The following is a 22,657-nucleotide window of genomic DNA, read 5'->3' as shown; positions in this document are numbered from 1 at the left end:
ATTCTTATTCTTCTTGCTTCTGCTCTTCTTGTTTCTCTGTCTTATTTACATTCCACTTTGGTACTATTCTTATCTATATAAATTAGAATACCAAAAACAGTATTGTTTATTTACATTCCACTTTGGTACTATTCTTATTTAAAATTGGTGCAATCGAGAACAGATACGCTACAAAGATTTACATTCCACTTTGGTACTATTCTTATAATGAAACAGAATGGGTTATTAGAAAGTAATAATTATTTACATTCCACTTTGGTACTATTCTTATGCGCTGCGGGATTGGGAAATGCACTTACAGATAAATTTACATTCCACTTTGGTACTATTCTTATTATACTCTTCTAGGTCTTGACCTAATTTTGTATACGAATTTACATTCCACTTTGGTACTATTCTTATGCAGATGAAGTTGGGTAGCTAAATTGATATTTAGATTTACATTCCACTTTGGTACTATTCTTATACAGAAAAAGAAAAGAGAGAGTACCTAGAACACTACATTTACATTCCACTTTGGTACTATTCTTATAATCTATCCCTTATATCTTTACTTTTGATAAATGCATTTACATTCCACTTTGGTACTATTCTTATTCTGTGTCCCTCTTCCATATCCACCTCCGCTTGTAATTTACATTCCACTTTGGTACTATTCTTATACTACACAAGAGGAATCGAAAGTTACAAAATCGAGATTTACATTCCACTTTGGTACTATTCTTATATCTTTCATCAACTTTCTCCCATTTGTTTTCAAATATTTACATTCCACTTTGGTACTATTCTTATGCCGTGGGCAAGTTTATTAGTCGCAATTGCAGTAATATTTACATTCCACTTTGGTACTATTCTTATTCGAAATATACATCTTCTCCAGTTTCTTTGTATATTTACATTCCACTTTGGTACTATTCTTATAATCATCCCCCTTTCTATGTTGCTCAATGTTCCCTATTTACATTCCACTTTGGTACTATTCTTATAAATGGTAGAAGTAAAGCAACATAGTTCTGTATTGCAATTTACATTCCACTTTGGTACTATTCTTATTCAAGCGACTTTGGGAAAGAATTTTATCTAGGATAATTTACATTCCACTTTGGTACTATTCTTATTCAACACATTCATAAATTTTCCCTTTCTTAAATACATTTACATTCCACTTTGGTACTATTCTTATTTTGGTAACATGATTGTGAGACAAGCGATTATTAAATTTACATTCCACTTTGGTACTATTCTTATGAATTTTGACCCTAGCGCACCTTTTAAGAATGAAGAATTTACATTCCACTTTGGTACTATTCTTATAAGTTTCGAAAGATTGGAATGGTAGCTATATAAATAATTTACATTCCACTTTGGTACTATTCTTATGCCACAGAGAAAATACCTCAACAAGCTAATACATATTTACATTCCACTTTGGTACTATTCTTATACGATTGGAACAGATTGCAGAACAGCACTTTTTTATATTTACATTCCACTTTGGTACTATTCTTATCCGCATCAAAAAAATGCCTATATATACAGTAACTTGCGCTATCCATATTGTCAACCCCTGTATAATGCATAAAAATACTCTATATTTATTTTTTTAATTACAGAAAAACTACTGCCGCTCCGCATAGATACTAGCTTTGTCTATCCCCCATAGTTTTTACACTATCTTAGGTCGACAGAAAATTTAGAGAAACATTGATGTTTTATCATCTACCTTTCCCAAAAATTCTTTTTTAAGCCATTTTTCATTTCTTGTATGAAATACAATCAAAGAATCTGTATCTTTTCTTATGAGTTTCTTTATCTCTAATTCTAATTGCAACGCTTGCGATTCTGACAATTCTCCCTCAAACACGGAGTTCTGAATATGAGACAGATATTTTTTACATAACTTATATACTTTGGGAAGGATTTTCTTTCCCTTATCATCCATAACAATATCATATACTAATATTATATACATAAATTCCTCCTAGTCTACCACCACATTTCAAATGGCTCATAAGGTTTCTCATCAAGTAGATGTTTAATTAATTTATACGATTCTAGGCGTATAAGATATTGATAGGAAACATTTCTTCCAAGGTCTTTGTGTTTAATCGTTTTTTTCAAGCGTTCCTCTAACTCAGAAACAATAAGTTTTGAAGCATCTTTCGTTAAATGAAGATAATTCAAATCTTTCGTAAAACTTTTTTCTGTTATTTGATTTCTGTTTAATAACGAAAATATTAATCTGTCACCTATTAATGGTTTAAATATTTCTGAAATGTCTAAGCTAAGTGAAAATCGGCGTTCTCCTGGCTCATGCAGATAACTTATAGTAGGATTCAATTGTGTTTGATAAATCTCCGTTAATGTCTTCGTATATACTAACGAGTTTACAAATGAAATCAAACTATTAATCATATTGTCTGGTGGATGCATAACACGTTTCTCAAAATCAATCTCTTGATTTATAATAATTGGCCACGCTGCATAATATTGTTGTCTGATATTTCCCTCATATCCCATAAGTTCCTGTATTGTTTTTGCATTAGCAATCGAACTTCTATACTCATCTATTCTGTCCATATATTGTTGTAGGTCTTTTCCACGCCCATTGTAATATCTAAGATTCCGATAGATATTTGCTGCTGCACCTTGTACAAATTTTTTGGCAATAGCTAATCTTTTCTCATAATCAAGATAATGTGCGGATTGATGTACTAACAAATTTCCAGATAGCAGACTTTCTCTTGGATAGAAACTCCCTGCATAAAAGTTGTAGTAATTAAAGAAATGTACATTTACGCCGTATTGGGCAAGTAAATTAATTAGACTCGTGTTAAATGTCATTTCTGACATAACATACATATCACCTACTCTTTCTATCGGTACATCTCTCTTAACTTCATCTTCATTAACAAATTGAATCGTATTATCTTTTCTCCTAAGTGTTCCATTATTATATATGTAGAAACTTTCTTTCATCTGTACCTCCTATATCATACACAAATCATGGTATGCACAATTTTTACAAATACTAAGTTTTGAAAATACGGGTGGTTTATCCTTACTTACAATCTCCCGAATTGACTCTAGTGTCTTCTCAATCACTTCCACATCAGCTTCCTCTAACTCAACATCTACGGTCTGTTTCAATAGTGGATAATCAATCTTTGCCTTAATAACAACATCATGTTGTTTTAAATAGTACAGATAATACTTAACTTGCCATATCGAAGCTTCCTCAATTTTATTACTCTTCTTTACCTCATGAAGAATACCCTGTGTTCGTAAGAAATCAATATTAATTACATTATCAATATTGATATGTTTCTCTTCTCGCTTATAACTGTTCTCATCTAATATTTTTCCTATTGCTACATTTTCATTTCCCTGCTCCATTTGAATATCATAATAAAAATACCATAACTTTCGTTTACATACATAGTAATAATACATCATCACGCCTGTAATTTGTTTTTCCATAAGTCACACCCTTTTCAATTATAGTAATTCAAATCCAAACTCTTTTTTCCTTATTATAAATATTCTATTACCAAAACGTAAAGCTATCGGGATCTTTCATCTGAAATCCAATATCCGTATACTTACAATCAATCACATATATCTTTTCATATTTTCCAAGGTTTATTATCTTTTCAATCTTTTGTGCCTTTTTACTAGTAGCACTAATTACATATGGTTCTACCGACATAGTATATTTCTTTACTTCTGTTACACAACGGATGCGTTCTTCTGCTGATACTTCTTTATCATCATATTTTTCTATATGAGAATCTATTTCATCTTGCTTATCATAATAAACAGATGCGGGTATAATAGTATAAGAAATAATATTTCGCAACTTAACTTCACTCTTCTCAAATTCATTAACATTTAAGTCTTGCAATGTCTCCCATGTTGATTCAAAACGCCTCATGTAATCACTTCCTTTTAATTTTTCAGAAGTAAAGTACTCATTAATTAGTTTTATTTTATCGTCTTCTGAAAGCTTTCCCTTAACTGTACATAACGATTCTTTGGATAAGTCATAAATTTTCTTATCTATAAAACCTCTCTCCCCTTTAACAAAAAGATTTTCATCTATTTCAGTAAAAACAAAACAATTATAATCTTCTACTGGCTTTTCCCCTTTACGATTGCAACGTCCCAAACGTTGTAACAATCCATTTAAATCTGATAATTCCGTATATAAATAGTCAAAATCAATATCCAAACTTGCCTCTACTATAGAAGTTGCTACCCAGATTCCATTACCTATATCTATGTTTCCTTCTTTATCATGCGTTTGTCCAAATGCAAGAATATCTTCCTCCTTTTGACTTCTTGCCATTTTAATAAACTTATTATGCAAGATATGTAACTCACTCTCATCAATTATCCCGGATAATTCAGTATATATTCTCTGTGCATTCTTTACTGTGTTACACACTACTAAAATTTTATTTCCAATCCCCTGTTGTTTATTCATTAGATACTTTTCTATTATATATTCAGCTTGTATCTTCTCTTTATAAACTTTTAGATTATGGCGTATCATATCGTTGGTAAAACTATTTTCTACAACATTTCCAACAAAACCTCTCTCTACTAACAAATCACGCACAAACGGTGATAACGTTGCTGTTAAGATAGCTACTTTTCCACCAAATTTTGTTATCATTGCAATTCCATAAATCAAATATGCCAATAAATCTGCTCCATACATCTGTATCTCATCAATTATTAATTTGGAATAAGATAATGTTGCCAGTTTCATCTCATATCCACCATATTTGAATACAAAATCGAAGATTTGATCTAAGGTTGTTACCGTAATTGGCATGCAAAGTTGTCTACTTCTTAAACGATATTCAATAGAGGATAAGTTCTCAATCTCAACATTTGCTACATAATAGGATAAGTTCTCTGAATGCAGTAATGCCAGTCTTTCTTCTAACTTATCACCTTCTATTATTTGTTTTCTAATACGGTCATAAATAGCATTGATTGCAGTTCGTATTGGTAATACAAAGAAACCTTTGTGATTACCTAACCACAATAAACCTGCCTCTGTTTTTCCCATTCCTGTCTGCGCAGTAATAATTAAATTATCATCTGTATGCTCTAGGCAAAATTGTTGTAATGCATTCCATTCCACAGTTTTTTTATTTCCTGCTTTTATGTTCGACTGCTGCCATCTGTTCATCATCCCATTTAACTTTTCTATAAGGAAATCGTTCGGATATTCTACTATCTGCTCTGCACTTGCACTATAATCGCATCGATGAAGATAGCCTTTTATTAGAGTTGCATCATCATCTTTAAGCATAGTCATAATTCTTCCAACTTTTCTCCCTTTTACCTCAAAAAGTTCTTCTTGAAATTCACTTAACAAAGACACTATCAATTCTTCTTTTTCGCTTATTATTTCTCTTGTATCACCATAATTATGATGATTTGCTACCACTTCTGCTACTCTATAGTAATCCTCTGTTGTATCAAAATCATTTGGATTGACAAAATATAATGACAGTACATTATGAGGTACTTCTTTCAACTCATTAAATCTTTTCTTATTTTTTATACGTTCTTGAAATGCCTTGTTTGCTTTACCATAATCGTGATAATGACAGGCCTTCTTCGTTAACTCATATAATCTCTCATCACTGATATATCCTAACTTTTTTAATACCTCTAATTCATTAAGTACATCTTGGGTATGTTCTAAAAGTGATTTATCTGGATTGGATTTCGCTAAATAATTTTCTAATTTCATGTATTCACCTCATTATTCAAAAAGAATTTACGGTATAACTTACCAAGTAACCTTTTTAATATGATAGTAAACCCCCATTCTCTATCATATCACTATAAAGAAATAAAGTGGTGCTATGCAACATTTCACAACACCACTTTATTACAAGTTCATTTATCTCTTTTACCTATACAAAATTTACAATCAATGGATTTTCTTTCGATTTATCAATATATACTCCTAATGATTCCTCATCAACCATATACTTTGATGTATAATATACTTTCTTTTTCTCAAAAAATCTTTTGCCTTCTTCTAAACGATACACCTTGTTGATATAATACTTTACACCATGAATTTTCGTTACTCCCTTATTTTTTGCAAAAACAACATTACTGTCATCTGTCTCATCTGCAATTTCAGCATCAATATAGGCATGATAAGTTGACTCATATAACTTGTCTGGCACTTCTAGATTAACAAACTCGGCTTCTTTAATTTCAACAAAGTCTTCACTTCTTCCAAGACTCTTCCATTCATATATATTTTCTTTTATTTTTTGCAATGTTTCATGGTTACTTTTTACATGAATGATAAGTTCAATGTCCGTTAAAACTTCATAGCATTTCAGTGATTTTGTTAATGTACGAAACTTACTTATTGGTTTAGAATAATGTTCTTCTTCATAATCTCTGAAACGTTGCTCTAAATCCTTCTCTATTTGCTTTAATTCTTTTTCCCTCGCTTCAACAGTTAAGTACATATCCGACTTTTTATCAAAAGATTTCTTCTTATTAGCAAGTGATTTTTTTCTTTTCTTTAATAGATTCATACATTTTGTAAATCTACCCTTTTTTAATTCCGCAATCTTATCATTCAAATCTTTCAAATCTCGAAATTCCTGAAGCAACTCCTTATCTTCAACAGAAATGGTTATCCCATTACGAAAACTATTTCCCTGTGATTTTATTGCATGAGCTACTACAGAATATCCTGTTGATAACATAGAGGGATTCGCCATCTTGACCAAAATACCTCTATCGTCTTGTGTTGTATTTAAGAAACAATAATCCGTATAGGCTTCTTTATTTAATGACTTATAGTCCCCTTGAATACTTATATCCATTGGATGATATTCTTTAAAGTTGCAAATATTATGCAGCGCACCAATAACCGTTGAAAATGGCGGAAGTGGATAAGTCATCTTATTATTAATTGTCTCTTCTCGTCTGTAATTCGCACTTGTTTGTGTCAAATGTATCCTTAAAGCCTCCATTTATCCACATCCTTCTATACTTCATAGTATTGTTTTACTTCATCTTCCACAGTTGCAAAAAACTCTCTTACACTTGATGGATTCAAGCTCTTAATAACTTCTGCCTCATTCGTAAATGTTCCGCCTTGTAGCAATCCAACATGAAAACCTTCTTCTATCTTTGCCTTCAAATCGCTTGAAACAACAAGTTCTTCATTCAATACTCGAACAACATTTTCGAAATAATGTGTCTTTCTCTCTGATAAACCACCAACTACAAAGATAGGCTCTGCATTATCCAAATTTCCACGTACAACCAATGAAAGATTTGCTACTGCCTCTAGTAATGCTTTTACACGATTATATTTTTCTTCCTTTGTTGCCTCTGTATCAAAATTCTTGTCCACTCCAACCATATCCAAATCTATCGTCATACTATAAACCTTTAGTGATTTATCATATTCGTACTGGTATGGCATAAGTCCTGATTCTTTCGATTTTTCTTGTAAATTGATACCATTCGAACTTGCATAATTACTTGCAAGATATAAGTTGTTATGAAATCTTGTTTCATTAATGAAATGATTGCAAGCGATTGCATCTGTCAAGTAGAATGAACTGTTTCTTACATAGGTAAGCCCCTTGGTACTCATATATCCACCCTCAAGTGCTTTACAATTTGCAACATTCAAATCCGCAGACACCATTTTTTGTGTTGCTCCATCTACAGATGTTTGCAAATCATCATATAGACCACTCTGCACCATAATGGCATTCTTCAAACTTTCTCTACTTCTTGTTGCATACGCTTTGCGATTTTTATATACCTTTTGAACACTACCGATATTACCAAGACCTTCTGAATAATTACTTGTCATATTTGCTACTACTGTAACTGTTACTGATTTTCCCATGTTATTCTCCTCCTAATTAATTATTCTCTGTTTCCTTGTTTTTTGTTTCTTCCTGACCTTCTCCAATTTTCGGAGCATTCGGATCTAATGCTGCTACAAATGTATAGGCAAGTTCCTTATTTTTTTCAAAATCCTCAAATAAATCATAACTGAATGGAAATGAAACCTCTGAATAGGAAGATAACTGTAGTAATATCTCACAGAAACGATCATAATCTCCTGCCACAATTGCACTTGTAAGCTTTTGACGATACGCTTTTACTTTGTTCGCTTTATTTTTTTCAATCTTTCGAACGACTTCCTCCGCACATTTTTTTGTGCTATATATTTTCGCTTTCATTACTATTTCTCCTTTCTCCTCAACAAGTCCCTTTATTTTATAGTTAATTTCAATTAATTTATCTATTGCATAATGTCGTATCGTTTCTTCCTTTAATAATAGTTCAATTAATCGGTCTGTTAAAACCTCATTGATAATACACCCCACCGCTTCTTCTTGAATATTGATATAATAATTATCATTCAGCTTTAATGGCTTTAGAAGTGCATTAATACTTTTTAATGATTTCAATATCGTAATTGCTTTTTTTCTTATAAATAACGTCTCGTAATATTCTTTATCTCTATTCTTTATAATAACCTCTATATCATAATCCAAAAAATCACTTGCCTCTATTATTGTACGAAACAATAAGTTTCTAGCATTTACTTGATATTCTTTCTTTTCTTCTTGAACTAAATTAGCAAACGTTTTGTTTGTCTTACATAGTTCAAGAAAGCTCCAATTATTATTAATAAACAGTGCTTCAAATGTATTACTAAACGAAAACGGGATGAAATCAAATTCTATGCAATCTGCACTTATAAATGAATCTGCATTGAAATTATACGCTGCTGACCTGCTCTTCCTTCCTTCATCAAGATTATATCCAACTAATCTACAATGAGGCTGACTCATCTCTTCTTGAAATAGATTCGTATTACAATAGTTTGCATAAAGATTCTTTTTATTTTTAAATGTTTCTGTAATAATCTGCGTTCGATTTGAATTAATAAGAGTTAATATCGCATCATAGTTTGTTCCATCAAACTTCATCTTTCCAAACACTTTTTTCATTACCGTATTTCCGGTTAATTTTGCATTAACCATATCAATCTGTGCTTCTGAAAACTCTGACTTACCGTATAGAATATCTTCGATTCCCGTATGGAACATATCTTCCCTAAAATAATCTTCTGCAAATGCAAGATAGCGTTCTTTCGTAATAACACTCTTGTTATACACCAGATAATCTTGTCCTTGCTCATAGTCAGTTATTCTGTCATATTCTTGATTGCTAAAATCAAAATATAACTTCAAACCAACCATAGCTGCACAGTACCGCCAATCAATTCCTTCGAGTTTCGTATCGTATTGCTCTCCCATGCTCCCCCTCCTCTCTATAAGTCATCTGTAAGCAGTTCCATCATCCCGAATCCCTCTGAATGACGAGATGCAGCTCCTGCCTTCAATAAATAATTCAATACAATAGGATTTCCCTCTACTAAAAAATTTCCTATGTTTCCTGCAAACTTGCAACCATAATGCCTTACAATAACTTTCCTACACTTGATAGGTTGTATTCGTAATCCCTCCATTAACTCTTCCGAAAAACCTTCTTCTGTCAATTGAAATCTTAGATTCTTTTCCAACTGTTCTTCAAATTCTTCCTGTTGAAAATCATAATACCAATCTCGATTTTCTTGTTTATCATGATTTCTTACTAGTAGCGGACTATTCATCTTAACTAGCATACTGCTATTATGTACTTCCTGTTCCGCCAATTTGGTTACTTTATCAAGAATCATATAATTGTTGTGTTCGAGCATAACTTTGGAATGTTTTTTCTCTAAAAAGCTGCTGTAGAGTATGTAACTCTCCATTTTATCTGCTATAGAAATCAACACTTTTACTTGATTGTTTGCCAGTTTAATTTCGTCTTTTATAAATTTGGGTTCTGAAAAGAATACAGCAAACGTAAAATTTTTGGACTTTGGTTCTCCATAAAAGTCATTATAATATTTTCCTTCATTGACATCACCTAGACAAGTCTTTATAAAATGCATAACAACACGTCTGTATTCACTTTGGATGGTATTCTCTTTAAGTGAGAATTCTAATGAAAATTTCAAACTGATACCTCCTCTTATACTCTTTCTGCAACTTTCACTCTCAAAAAACATATTTCGCTATTACTCTCTTAATAGTTACCTTGCATGTTTTAAATTTGAACTTTTATCTTCTAATTATTACTTAAAATTACATTTCCTACACTCATTATACTACTAAAGAAAATTTTGTCAATATATCATTATATTACACCATAAAAATATTGTAATATAAACTCACATTATATTTCATTATCCATTACACATCATCTTAATTTACCTCTTACTTATACTTATAAACTATGCTATACTTTTTACAATGTAAATTAAAATTATTGCAAGAATAACCACCTAAGAATCGTACCATATTGGACACTTTAAAGAGAGGACGATAGACTTTTTAAGTTTATCGTCCTCTTTCCACCCCCACATATCACTTTTTCACAAAATAAACATAATTTTTGTTTACAATATTAGCATACTTCATTAAAATAGAATTAACACGCTATTCACTACTTAATGAATTAAGTGCGTAATCGGACAAGCTCCTTTATGTTCAGCAATTGAATAGCAAAGAATAAAGTTCCTAAGGACAGAAAGAGGTTATTATTATTATGAAACAAGAGAAACAAAAAGTAGATTCTTCTATGAGTCTAAGCAAGCAAAGAAAAATTGAGAGACAAAGAGAAATTGAGCATCAGAAACGTCAGAAAAAGATTAATGCAATTATTGGGGTATGCGTTGCTATTGCTGTTATCGTTGGTATTGGCTCTTTTGTTGGCTACAAGATATACCGAAGTGTAACTAAAATTGTAGCAAGTACTGACTATAGTAAATATATTGCTGATAACGGATTTATTGATGGTGTTACTGCTAATTCTTCGATTACATTAGCCGATTATAAGAACATTACTGTTCCACTAAGTGAAGTTGAATATTCAGACGAATCTGTAGAAACTGATATTCAAACAAAATTAGACGAACACAAAGCATTAAGTGCAGAAACAACTGCTGCAATTGCAGATGGCGATAAAGTTAATATTGATTATGTAGGTTCTGTCGATGGTGTTGAATTTGAAGGTGGTAATTCAAACGGTGAAGGTTACGACTTAGAAATCGGTAGTAACTCTTTCATCGATGACTTTGAACAACAATTAATCGGTCACAAAGTAGGAGAGAATCTTACTGTTGAAGTTACATTTCCTACTGATTACACGAATAGTCCTGACTTAGCCGGAAAAGATGCTGTATTCCAAGTAACAGTTAACGGAATCTATGTAGCTCCTGAGTTCACAGATGCATTTGTTAAAGAAAATTTATCTGATTATGCACAAACAGCAGAGGAATACAGAACATATCTAAAAGAAACAAACTATAATACAAACCTTGAAACATGGATTTCTAAATATTTAGTAGATAACACAACAGTAAGCTCTTATCCAAAGAAATATACTGCTCAATTAGCTTCTACTATGAAAAATTCCGATTACAGCTACTACGAAACAATGAAAGCATATTTTGCAAGTTATAGTGCTGATTATGCTAACTCTACATTTGAAGATTATATTGGAATGTCAGAAGCAAAATACGATGAGCAATTAAAAACTTCTGCAAAAGAATCTACCAAATCTGCTCTTATCTATCAAGCAATTTTAGAAAATGAAGGTGTTACTGTTACTGTTGATGAATGCAAAGCATATTTAATGGAAAATGGTAATACAGAAGAACAGCTTACTACTCAATTTGAACAATATGGTACTGGATATTTAGTACAAAGAATGGTTCAAATCAAAGCACTTGAAATTGTAAAAGGACTTGTAACCGTTCAATAATTTAATAATAACAAACAAAAAAGCACAATAAAAAAACTAGGAATTCAAAATTGAATCCTAGTTTTTTTATTTGTTTTTTTAATTAAAATTCTTTCAACACCACAGGAGAACAAATTCCTGCTTGTGGCCATTCTACATTTTCATTATGAATAACAACAGTTATAACTTGTTCACCTTCTGCTTCTTTTGGTAAATTAACAATCATATGACCGCCAAAAGAATCCGTTCTTGACTCTAGTAATTCGCCATTTAAGTAAATCCAAGCATATCCTTTGATATCACTAATATATAGATAACGATTTTCCTTTGCTTCACCAAGGTTTGACACGCAACGATACAATGCATACTTGTGTAATTGATCTGTTAATTGCGTCTGAGGTGCTCCATTAAACGTAATTGGTTCAAAGCTGTTCATATCATTTTTATCTACTTTAGGATTTGGATTTGGCATCTCATCAAATAGTTGATAATAGATGCGCCAGTTATCAAGAATACGCTCTTCCACTGGTTCAACAAAAGAAAATGATTCTACTTCTACTACCGGAATCACAACTTCTGTTTGAATTGACAATTCTGAAACCTTAACGGTTACCTTAACGGACTCTTTACCTGTTGGTGCAAGAATTGCTTGTGCCTTGCCATGATACAATTTACGCACATTAGAGATATCATCTTCATGAGAATTTGGATTTCCATTTCCCACTCCTAAGATAAGTCCATTCTCTACTTCAAATGTAACTACATCATCTGCATTTGGAATTACAGTACCATTGCTGTCAACTAAACACACATTAACCGCAACAGCATCAAATCCATCTGCTTTCAAACTTTCTTGGCTTAAAGAAACCTGTAATTCGTCTGGCTTCTCTGCTGTTACTTGAGTATCGTTTGCTACAACTTCACCTTTACGATATCCAACTGCCATTAATTCTCCCGCTTCATATGGAACAGTAAATTCTACATGATCAATCGGATCTGCTGACTTTTTATCAAGGATTTGATCGTTTACCAAGATGGCAACTTCTTCACAATTTGTAACTACTTTAACACGAATTGACTCACCGTTTTCATGTCCTGCTACCCAAGGGGAAACAAGATGCACGATAGGTTCTTGTTTCCAATACGCTTTATAGAAGTAGCAAGCGTCTTTTTCAAACCCACAACTATCATATGTTCCGAAGAATGTTGCCACACTTGGCCATACAAACGGTGTTGGTTCTCCTCGGTAGTCAAAACCTGTCCATACAAATGTTCCTGCAACAAATGGACGTTCTACAACCATTTTCCATGCTTCACGAATTGTATTTCCCCATAAAGCTGCTTCATCGTCGTAAGAGTTGATTATATGCTTCTCATAATCAGTGGCGTACTCTCCACGCACCATAAATGCACTTGCAGTTTCTGAACCAATTAATGGTGTATTCGGGTATTTCTTATGGAACTCATCATATCTTGCTGGATTATAATTGATTCCTGTTACATCTAATATCGTAGATGCCCCTTCCTCTTCCATATATCCACCATTGAAAGCGCCTAGAACAGGTCTTGTATTATCGACACGTTTCACAGCAGCCTGCATAGCTCCTGCCATACGTCTTCCTTTATGTGTTCCTTGTAATGGTTCTTCGTTGAATACCGAATATAAGATTACACATGGATGATTTCTTGATTGTCGAACAATTCCTTCTATCTCTCTCAATGTTTCTTCTGAAGAAGAATAGGTACGGTTCTCTACCATTACCATAATTCCAAGCGCATCACATATGTCAAGGATTTCAGGGTCTGGATTATGTGCACAACGATAGGCATTGGCACCTAATTCTTGCAATAAACGCATACGATATTCTTTGATAGAATACGGTACAGCAACTCCTACTCCTGCATGATCTTGGTGGTTACAGAATCCTTTTAACTTGATATTCTCACCATTTAACCAAAATCCCTTTTCCGCATCAATGGAAATAGTACGGAAACCAATCTGACTTTCTGTCTCATCAATACAGACACCAGCTTCATAAAGTTTTGTCACTGCCTTATATTGATATGGTTGTTTATCGCTCCAAAGAGTTGGACTGTTTACTTCCATCTCACCCGCAACGGTAACTGTTTCATATCCCTCTACTGCATCTTTTCCTGCTAACGTAATCTCACCAACAAGATTCCCGTCAGCACCATATAGAGAAGTAATTGCTTCTATATTATGTTTGTGTTCAAAACTATTTTCAAGTTCTGCTGAAACAGAAACGTTCCAACGAGTTCCTTCTATGAATTCTGGTTTTATAAATACACCATCATGTGCCAAATGTACTTCTGACTTTTTAACTAACCATACATTTCGATAAATACCAGCGCCTTCGTACCACCAGCCTTCCCATGCAGATGCATCGATACGAATGGCTACTGTATTAGGAATTACTCCAAAGTTCGCCATATCTGTCATATCTACACAGAAACTGTTGTAACCAGAATAACTATGCTTTAAGATAGAACCATTTACATAAACGCTTGCATCACAAGACATTCCTTCGAATTCCAATAGAATCTGTTTGTTTCTATCTTCTTCTGGTAACTCAAATCGCATTCGATACCAGCCAATTCCACGTTCTTTATACCCTTGATTCGGAGAACCATCTTCTACAAAATTGTGTTTCGTCACCCAATCATGAGGTAGGTTGACTGTTTCCCAATCCGAATCATCGAAGTTTGCATCTGCAGGGCCACGGTGGGCACCTGCTTTTGCAAATCCATATACATCATCATGTTGTTTCGTTGGCGGTAAAACGGTAATATCCTTCTCAAGGAAACGCCAGCCTTTGTTCAGGCTATAGATTTGTTGTTCTTTATTATATTTTTTCATCCTCTACTCCTGTCTATTCCTTAACTGCAGCACCACCAAGTGAAGTAATTAACATCTTCTGTGTAATTATGAAGAAGATAACAAATGGTATCGCTATCAGCAATGAACCTGCTGCAAAAGTTGAAAACAAATTTTTCTTATCAGTTACAAAGCTATATAGACCTAATGCTACTGTCTGCACTTTTGAAGAACGAAGAACCATCTTAGGGAAGATGAAATCCATCCAAGGTGCAGTAAAGCTTGTGATTCCTAAAAATACGATAATTGGTTTTGCAATTGGCAATGCAATCTTATAGAAGATTCTAAAGTGACTTGCTCCATCAATTCTTGCTGCTTCATCAAGACTCTTTGGAAGAGTATCCATATAACTCTTTACTAACCAAGTGTTGTAAGGAATATTTCCTGCTACATAAACAAGTACAAGTCCCCAAAGCGTATCTAATCCACCAATACGAAGAAGGATTACATAAATTGCTACCATACCTACGAAAGAAGGGAATATTTGAAGAATTAATAATGCCATCATCATTCCTTTTTTCAAACGGAATTTAAATCTTGAGAATACATATGCACTTAATGCACATACGAAAATTGTTAATAACGTTGTTGCTATCGCTACAAATAATGTGTTCTTAAACCAAAGTATATAGTCGGTCTTCTTAAATAAGTAATCAAAATTAGAAAGAGAGAATCCATCACCAAAAGGTACAATACTCAATGCTGCAATATTTTGTTGCGATGAAAATGCTGCACTTACTACATATACTAATGGATATAATACAAACAAACTTGTACCGATTAAAAAGATCCAAATAATAAGTTTATTAATAAAACGTGCTGTTTTTCCCATAATTATACCTCTCCTTCCTTAAATGATTTTGTATTCTTAAAGCTCCAAATTGCCATTGGCGCAAGTACAATAAAGATTACAACTGCTAACACAGATGCATAATTGTACTTCATAAGATTTACGGTCAACTGATAAATCCATGTAACTAAGATATCTGTACCACCTGCTGAAGTCAATGTACTATCTGCAACTTTTGGAAGACCTCCTGTTAAGAAGTAAATTGCTCCAAAGTTATTGATGTTATGTGTTAATGACATAATGATAAGTGGTGTTGTTTGGAATAATACTAATGGTAATGTTATCTTTCTAAACATATAGAATTTGTTCGCACCATCAATTCTTGCTGCTTCATAGATATCTGGTGAAATCGCTGTCATATTACCCATAATTAGCAACATGAAGTATGAGAAACCTGCCCATAAGTTAATCAATACACAGATCACTCTACATAGCCACACATCACTTAGCCAAGGAATTGTGTTTTCTATTAAACCTAGTTCCAATAATGTACGATTTACAATACCAAACGAACCATTTAATAAGTTCTTCCATACAAGCATACTTACTACAGATGGAATTGCATATGGTAAGATAAAGATAGAACGAAATACTGGCTTAATCTTAATCTTTGATTCATGTAATACAACCGCCATAATAAGTCCGCCTGCATAACATGTAATAGTCGCTAAGATACCCCAAATAACAGTCCATATTGCAACACGTCCAAAGGCACTTGTCCACGTTGACTCTCCACCAAACATGGTAACAAAGTTATCAAGTCCAACCCAATCCACTGTGTTATTCGGTGGTATATGATCTGGTGCTGAATAGTTCGTGAATGCTACCGCTGCTGAAAATACAAGGGGTACTACTACAAAAAACAAAACTAAGATTACAGCTGGTGATAATGCAAGTAAAGGGAATGATTTTCCTTTTACAGATTTCATTGCACTCTTGTTATCTTTTAATGTACCTGTAATACAAAATTCTTTATACTCTTCCATTGCGCTTCTCACAGATACAATGTATATAGCAACAAAAATTGCAATTACTGCTAAAATCATAATACCGTCAATTAACATGAAGATGGAATTACTACGTTGTTTTACTGGTAAGTCTGGTTGCGCAAAACCAAGTGTTATTAAATTGTATATTTTGCTAGCAAAAAATGGGATTAATATAATTCCAACAATCTCTACTAAACTAAAAAGCAGTCCTTTTATATATTGTTTAAAGTATAGAATGTGACTAAGCCCCATAAAGATTATTGATGTAATCAAAACTCTTGTTTTTGATGTGCCATCTGGCTTTAACGTGGTATTCATTAGAATCTCCTCCATTATTGACTTACTAGAGCGTGTCTGAAAAATGATTGCACTGGATTGTGCCAAGCAGGGCAATGATTTTTCAGACACACCCTTGGTTTACTTGCTGTTTAAATATGGGTCGTTCCTTATTCAGTAAACGACCCACAAGTTACAAAATCTATTTCGCTAAAATTGCTGTGTTACAAGCTTCTAATTCTGTTTTAACATCTGCACCATCCCAAATATTTGAACATGTACTCTTCATTGGTTCCCAGAAGTTATCGATCTCTGGAATTGAAGGCATTGGATATGCATACTCTAATTGTTTTTGGAATCCAGTGATGTATTCACTTTCTACTGTGATTGGTGTAGAAGGAATTGCACCTGTTAATTCATAACGTAATTGTTGCATCTCATCAGAGATTAAGAACTTAGCAAATGCATGTGCTTCTGCTGGGTAATCTGTATATGCTGATACTTGCATTGTACGTGCACCAGAGAAAGAAGCTGCTGGATGATCATCACCTGGTAATGCTGGTAAAGAAGTAACACCAAGGTTCATTCCTGCTGCTAAACATGAAGCTACATTCCAAGGTCCTGTAATATACATAGCTGCATTACCACTTGTAAATGCTGCTAAACAGATTGAGTTATCAGAAACGTCTGCTGCTGGTACATTAAGGTATTGTTTAAATGATTGGAAGTAAGTCATACCTTCTACTGCTGCATCAGAGTTCATAAAACTGTTTGAATTATCTGTTCCTGATTCACCGAATAATTTGTTTCCTGCTTTACCAGTGAAGATTGGTGAGTAATAAGCATCTGCTACATTCCAGATGATTCCGTATTTTCCTGCTGCATTAAATCCTTCACAGAATTTTTCTACTTCTTCCCATGTAGTTGGTACACTACCTTCTGGAATTAAATCTTTGTTGTAGAATAATGCATAAGTTTCATCTGCTACTGGGTAACCGTAGTATTTTCCATTGTAATTTACTGCACTTTCACAAGAAGCTGCTACTTTACCAACAACATCTGCTTCGTTATCTACTGGTAAGATATGTCCACCAGATACTAAACCACCAATTGTATTACTTGGTGTAGCGAAAACGTCAGCTCCAACTCCTGCTGGTCCGTCAAGAGCGATTTGTGTATTCGCATCACCAACTTCAACGTTTTCATATTCGATTGTAATGTTAGGGTATTTTACTGTAAATGCTGCTCCAGCTAATTTAATGAATTCTTCTGTTTCTCCTGAAGATTCCCATACCTTTAATGTTATAGTGTCTTTTGTCAACTCTTCACTACCTGTTGTATCATCTGTTTTTGTTGTATCATCTGTCTTTGCTGTATCTTCTGTTTTTGTTGTGTCTGGTGTTGAGGTATTGTTTTTGTTTCCTCCCTTGTCACTTCCACAACCAGTTAATAATGATGCTACCATTGTTGTAACTAATAATGCTGATACTATTCCTCTTTTTTTCATAAAGCACCTTCTCCTTTCGACATTTAAGATTTGCATTTTATACAAATCTCTAGTTAAAACATATTGTTTTAACTGTCCTCCTTTTTAAGTAACCTTTAAAAAATAAACCTCTTCTATTTACTGCCTCTATATAAGCTACTGCTTTGTTGAAGCCTTAAATATAATATCGTAACCCAGCAATGTCTTTCTCGACACTTCTATTCCTGATAATGCATCAATTAGCAACTTACATGCCGCATTTCCTAGTGCCTTTACATCAAACTCTAATGCTGTAATTGGTGGGTTGTGACTAGCTAAAAACAAGCTGTCATAAAGTGACGCTACTCTTATATCTCTTGGAATCTTTACATGTTCCGCTGCAAGCTTTAATAACACTTGACTACAAATTTTATCATCCATGCATATAATACAATCTACTCTCTTATGCAGGATATCATCTACTGCTTGTTCTACCATCAAACGCGTGTTGCAATCCAAATAGATGCAATCACTTCTTGGTGTTATCTGATTTAATTCACAACCTCCTAAGAACCCTTCATAACGCATTCGGCTTACTATATGATTTGAATTGTTGCCGATAAATGATAACTGTCTCATCTTCTGCATGATTAACATAGAAGTCATCTCTCTACATGCTTCGACATGATTATTATCTACTTGTATCACTCCACTACTTTCTGATGTACCAACTACTACAAAAGGTACATGATGTTCGCTTAGATATCTAACCTGTGCATCATGAATCCATGTTCTAGTTAATATGAAACCATCTACTTTCTGATTCTCTACTAATCTTACTAGCTTTGTAATATCATTTGCCCCTACCGTAGAAACAACAACATCGTATTCATAACTCGTTGCCATCTCGATAATTCCTAAAAGACAAACTTGAAAAAATGGTATCTCATTTAAATCTGAATCATCTGGTAAAACAACACCTATATTATAGGTTTTTGATTCCGCCAGACCTCTTGCTATCATGTTAGGCTTGTACCCACATTCCTCACAAAAGTTCAATACTCGTTTTCGTGTAGTTGCGCTAATTCTACCTTTTCCAGAAATAGCTCGTGAAATTGTTGTCTTAGATACTCCAAGTTCTCTCGCAATATCATCAATTGTAATCTTGCTGTTATCCTCCTTGCTCCAATTTCTCTCATTCATATTAACACCTCTTCTGCGTTCTGCGCAATCGGTTGTTTCATACTCCTATAGTACCACTAACTACTTTTTTAGTCAATCCATTAATTATTATTCTTTTTAATATTATTTTTTGTGCAAATAACCGAAAAATCACGCAAATCATGCGCAACTATGCGCAACATCGATTTCAGAATATTTTTTTACTCATTAAACTAATGATAAGGTGCGCAAATAGATTTCAATATTTATGTTTTATATGATGATTTTGCGCATTTTGCGCCATAATTGGTAAATTTTATTGTTTTAACATGCAAAAAGCACTCTACAGAAGATTGATTTTCTTCTTATAGAATGCTCTTTTTTTTATGGTCTATTCTTTAGTTTGCATATCCCTTGGGTACAATTAGAACTTGAATCTTTATAAATGGCTTAAAACTGTTGAGTTATTGTATTTATTTTATGGTTTTATAGCGATTCTAAATGGTTATTGATTTTTCTAGTACCAAATTAGTACCAGTAAGTATGTAGGGAAAACTACTATTTAAGATACTTTTCCTAGACTATAACCTTTTGAAAGTATTAATTATTCCACTCATCTAAATCCGCAAGGAACTTTGTAAGTTTATACTCTGCTTCCTCAATAGAATTAAATAAATCTTGATTGATACCACTACCTATACGGCTACTAAATCCCCATGCACTACATTCCAGTATTCCATTCTGGTACGCACTATGTACTTGTGATATATCTGATATATCATTCTTTTGCTTACTAAAATAATCATGCTCTTTTTTAATAATCTTCTTTAACTCTGCATATTCTTGCTTAATCCATTCTGTATCAGCCAACTCACTCCCACCACTAATAAACTCGGAAATTGATTTTTCAAGTGATTTCATTCTACTTTCATATGTCTTTGCCCTTTCAATAATCTGACAAGCGTTTAATTGCTTTAAATCCTCCATAACGTATTACCTCCCTAGTATACAGATAATTGATTCCAAGTTTTTATATCTGTTCTGATTATTCATTTCTCGCATTTTTGAATAGTCTCTAATGTTAATTGCTCAAAAAGTGGTACTTTAACAAAATCGTCTTGCACCTCAATCCCTGCCTGCAGAAAGATATGTTTTAGCACTTTTGCAATTTCATAAGGGGATGCACCCTCGGCTCTCATTGTTCGTTCAACTAATCTTGCAATACTAGCAGCCCCCATTAACCTACCTGCGGGAATGGGATACTTGCATGTATTGCTATCCTCCAGTTTTTCTTTTGGATTAGTACCTGCTATCATGTCAACGCTTTCACCATTCCACTCTAAAGATATTTCATTTTTGACATTTACATTTTTCATGTAAGTCTCCTTTCAATTTTGTGTTCTTGAAAGAAGTTCCTAACCATGATAAAATATGCATAGAAGGAAACTTCTCTAACTAATAACGGATTGCTTGGCTTTGGACGGTTTAGCACTCCGTTATTTCTTTTTCTACCTCGTTGATTCATAATTTAGAGGTAATTTTATTTACAATAATAATTGTTGCTTAATCCCCCTAGTCGTGTCAAGCAATATTACAAACTTTTTTATTTTCTTGTCAATCACCTTCATCTATCATTTTTTGTACAAAGCACTTTGTTAAACTTAAATTAGCACAGAAAAATCATATTGTAAATACCACCAAACCATCATGCAATTACACCTTGCTTACTTAAATTATTATTTAGGTTATATACAGGAATAGGGTGCATCACTTTCATTCCTTTTCTTTCAAAAACACCATATAAAACAAGATTTAGAATAGTGATTCACTAAATATTTATTTAGTTAAGTAAAATATCTAATTATTAAATTTCTATAAACTCAATAGTTTACTTAAAATGCACAAAATACTAATGCTATTGTAATATTGCTGATATTCTATCCAAAACTCCTTTCATATTTCAGCTTCTCTTTAATTGTGAGAACATAATTTCATGAAATCAAATTCTAGAAGAATATTTTTTATTTTCTTGTATTTTCCTAAATATTTTATCTCCTCCTTGTTAAAAGCTCTAGCTACGCCATTATTTGGTTGATAACTCTCTTTTTTCTATCAGATCTAATATTATTGTTTTCCAACCAATCCTTTAGAAATGTTACCATATCATCATTTAGAATTCTCACAAAACATTTTGATATAAGCACCTTAATCACCTCCATCTTTGGCTACTCTAATGATACACATCACAAGATAGCTTTCCAAACTTAAAACCTTGAACTTTTGTCAGATCCTTGCCCTTTCCTCTCCTTTCTTTTACTTTGTATCACCCATAATACACTTAGTAATTAATGAATACCATTGTTTATAGTCTTCTAAATTTACTACTTTGTTGACTTTTGACAACTATTTTATTGACATGCTAATTTAGCTTAGGTTATTAATATATTTTGACTTTGATTAGTACTAGGATACAGACGCTTTTTTTCTATTGTTTTCAAAATATATATGTTATAATCTTTTGGGAAGACTGTGAAAATATCAAGACAATTCGAAAGGAGTCCTGCCCATGCCATTACCAAACAAAACACTCTGCACAATAGATGATATCTACGCTTTGCCTGAAGGCGAAAGAGCTGAATTGATTGACGGTCAAATCTATGCCATGTCACCACCTAGTTACATTCATCAACAATTAGTAATGCAAATCAGCAAAACCATAGCAAACTATATTGATAGTAATAAAAGCCCTTGTATCATTCTACCTGCTCCATTTGCGGTGTTCTTGAACGAAGATACAAAAACTTACGTTGAGCCAGATATATCTGTTATATGCGACAAAAACAAGCTTGATGATAGATGCTGCAACGGTGCACCCGATTGGATTATTGAGATTGTTTCACCTAGTAGCATACGAATGGATTATTACACAAAACTATTCAAATACCATACTACAGGAGTAAAGGAATACTGGGTTGTTGACCCACTTAAAGAACTGGTCATTGTATATGACTTTGCTGGTGATGGAGAGAATACAGGTTCTTATTTATTCACTGACACAATAAAGGTCAGTATCTATAAAAATCTGCATATAACAATTTCAGAATTAATTAAGTAAAAACAGCAACAACTAATACAAGAAG

General features: G+C 33.1%; 17 protein-coding genes and 1 CRISPR repeat array. Of the genes, 2 read left to right on the top strand and 15 right to left on the bottom strand.

The annotated features are described in order from the left end of the window. Window positions 1-43: 43 nt before the first annotated feature. A CRISPR array of direct repeats spans window positions 44-1,510; the repeat unit is 30 nt; unit sequence ATTTACATTCCACTTTGGTACTATTCTTAT. Between the two features lie 183 nt (window positions 1,511-1,693). The 8 genes from cas2 to cas6 form a co-directional block, all read right to left on the bottom strand. Further along, window positions 1,694-1,972 (bottom strand): CRISPR-associated endonuclease Cas2, encoded by a 279-nt coding sequence (gene cas2 / locus RMR19_RS17790; protein WP_310604847.1) that lies wholly within the window; start codon window positions 1,970-1,972, stop codon window positions 1,694-1,696. Window positions 1,973-1,986: 14 nt separating this feature from the next. Beyond that, window positions 1,987-2,979, bottom strand: a complete 993-nt coding sequence (cas1b, locus tag RMR19_RS17785) for a type I-B CRISPR-associated endonuclease Cas1b (RefSeq protein WP_310604846.1) — start codon at window positions 2,977-2,979, stop codon at window positions 1,987-1,989. A gap of 9 nt (window positions 2,980-2,988) precedes the next feature. After that, window positions 2,989-3,480, bottom strand: a complete 492-nt coding sequence (gene cas4 / locus RMR19_RS17780; RefSeq protein ID WP_310604845.1) for a CRISPR-associated protein Cas4 — start codon at window positions 3,478-3,480, stop codon at window positions 2,989-2,991. Window positions 3,481-3,547: 67 nt separating this feature from the next. After that, on the bottom strand, window positions 3,548-5,773 hold the full coding sequence (gene cas3 / locus RMR19_RS17775; RefSeq protein WP_310604844.1) for a CRISPR-associated helicase Cas3': 2,226 nt from the start codon (window positions 5,771-5,773) through the stop codon (window positions 3,548-3,550). A gap of 166 nt (window positions 5,774-5,939) precedes the next feature. Then, window positions 5,940-7,028: a CRISPR-associated protein Cas5 gene (gene cas5, locus RMR19_RS17770; protein WP_310604843.1), complete on the bottom strand. Its 1,089-nt coding sequence runs from the start codon at window positions 7,026-7,028 to the stop codon at window positions 5,940-5,942. A gap of 14 nt (window positions 7,029-7,042) precedes the next feature. Then, the gene (gene cas7i / locus RMR19_RS17765; protein WP_310604842.1) at window positions 7,043-7,921 is read right to left on the bottom strand and encodes a type I-B CRISPR-associated protein Cas7/Cst2/DevR; all 879 of its coding nucleotides are present in this window, start codon (window positions 7,919-7,921) and stop codon (window positions 7,043-7,045) included. A gap of 16 nt (window positions 7,922-7,937) precedes the next feature. Continuing rightward, window positions 7,938-9,347 (bottom strand): type I CRISPR-associated protein Cas8a1/Csx8, encoded by a 1,410-nt coding sequence (gene cas8a1, locus RMR19_RS17760; protein WP_310604841.1) that lies wholly within the window; start codon window positions 9,345-9,347, stop codon window positions 7,938-7,940. A gap of 14 nt (window positions 9,348-9,361) precedes the next feature. After that, window positions 9,362-10,093 carry a CRISPR-associated endoribonuclease Cas6 gene (gene cas6 / locus RMR19_RS17755; protein ID WP_310604840.1) on the bottom strand — a complete coding sequence of 244 codons (732 nt, stop codon included), beginning with the start codon at window positions 10,091-10,093 and terminating at the stop codon, window positions 9,362-9,364. A gap of 590 nt (window positions 10,094-10,683) precedes the next feature. Here cas6 and RMR19_RS17750 point away from each other — a divergent pair. Beyond that, window positions 10,684-11,901 (top strand): FKBP-type peptidyl-prolyl cis-trans isomerase, encoded by a 1,218-nt coding sequence (locus RMR19_RS17750; RefSeq protein ID WP_310604839.1) that lies wholly within the window; start codon window positions 10,684-10,686, stop codon window positions 11,899-11,901. An 82-nt stretch (window positions 11,902-11,983) separates the two neighbouring features. Here the strand turns inward: RMR19_RS17750 and galA are convergent, their stop codons facing one another. The 7 genes from galA to RMR19_RS17715 form a co-directional block, all read right to left on the bottom strand. After that, entirely contained in the window at window positions 11,984-14,758 is a 2,775-nt protein-coding gene (galA, locus tag RMR19_RS17745) for a beta-galactosidase GalA (protein ID WP_310604838.1), read from the bottom strand. Between the two features lie 13 nt (window positions 14,759-14,771). After that, window positions 14,772-15,608 carry a sugar ABC transporter permease gene (locus tag RMR19_RS17740; RefSeq protein WP_310604837.1) on the bottom strand — a complete coding sequence of 279 codons (837 nt, stop codon included), beginning with the start codon at window positions 15,606-15,608 and terminating at the stop codon, window positions 14,772-14,774. A 2-nt stretch (window positions 15,609-15,610) separates the two neighbouring features. Further along, window positions 15,611-16,933, bottom strand: a complete 1,323-nt coding sequence (locus RMR19_RS17735; protein WP_310604836.1) for a carbohydrate ABC transporter permease — start codon at window positions 16,931-16,933, stop codon at window positions 15,611-15,613. Window positions 16,934-17,093: 160 nt separating this feature from the next. Next, the gene (locus RMR19_RS17730; protein WP_310604835.1) at window positions 17,094-18,398 is read right to left on the bottom strand and encodes a sugar ABC transporter substrate-binding protein; all 1,305 of its coding nucleotides are present in this window, start codon (window positions 18,396-18,398) and stop codon (window positions 17,094-17,096) included. Between the two features lie 135 nt (window positions 18,399-18,533). Beyond that, complete coding sequence (locus tag RMR19_RS17725) at window positions 18,534-19,559, bottom strand: LacI family DNA-binding transcriptional regulator (RefSeq protein ID WP_310604834.1); 1,026 nt, start codon at window positions 19,557-19,559, stop codon at window positions 18,534-18,536. A gap of 558 nt (window positions 19,560-20,117) precedes the next feature. Beyond that, window positions 20,118-20,504, bottom strand: a complete 387-nt coding sequence (locus RMR19_RS17720; protein WP_310604833.1) for a hypothetical protein — start codon at window positions 20,502-20,504, stop codon at window positions 20,118-20,120. A 62-nt stretch (window positions 20,505-20,566) separates the two neighbouring features. After that, window positions 20,567-20,893 carry a hypothetical protein gene (locus tag RMR19_RS17715; protein WP_310604832.1) on the bottom strand — a complete coding sequence of 109 codons (327 nt, stop codon included), beginning with the start codon at window positions 20,891-20,893 and terminating at the stop codon, window positions 20,567-20,569. 1,190 nt (window positions 20,894-22,083) lie between these two features. On the opposite strand from RMR19_RS17715, the gene RMR19_RS17710 reads away from it, so the two are divergent. After that, window positions 22,084-22,632 (top strand): Uma2 family endonuclease, encoded by a 549-nt coding sequence (locus RMR19_RS17710; RefSeq protein ID WP_310604831.1) that lies wholly within the window; start codon window positions 22,084-22,086, stop codon window positions 22,630-22,632. The last annotated feature ends 25 nt before the right edge of the window (window positions 22,633-22,657 follow it).

The organism is Anaerosporobacter sp. (genome assembly GCF_031551385.1).
In the GTDB taxonomy this organism is placed as follows: Bacteria; Bacillota; Clostridia; order Lachnospirales; family Lachnospiraceae; genus Anaerosporobacter.
The sequence above is the reverse complement of the archived record's forward strand: the minus strand, read 5'-3'. Positions and strand labels throughout refer to the sequence as shown.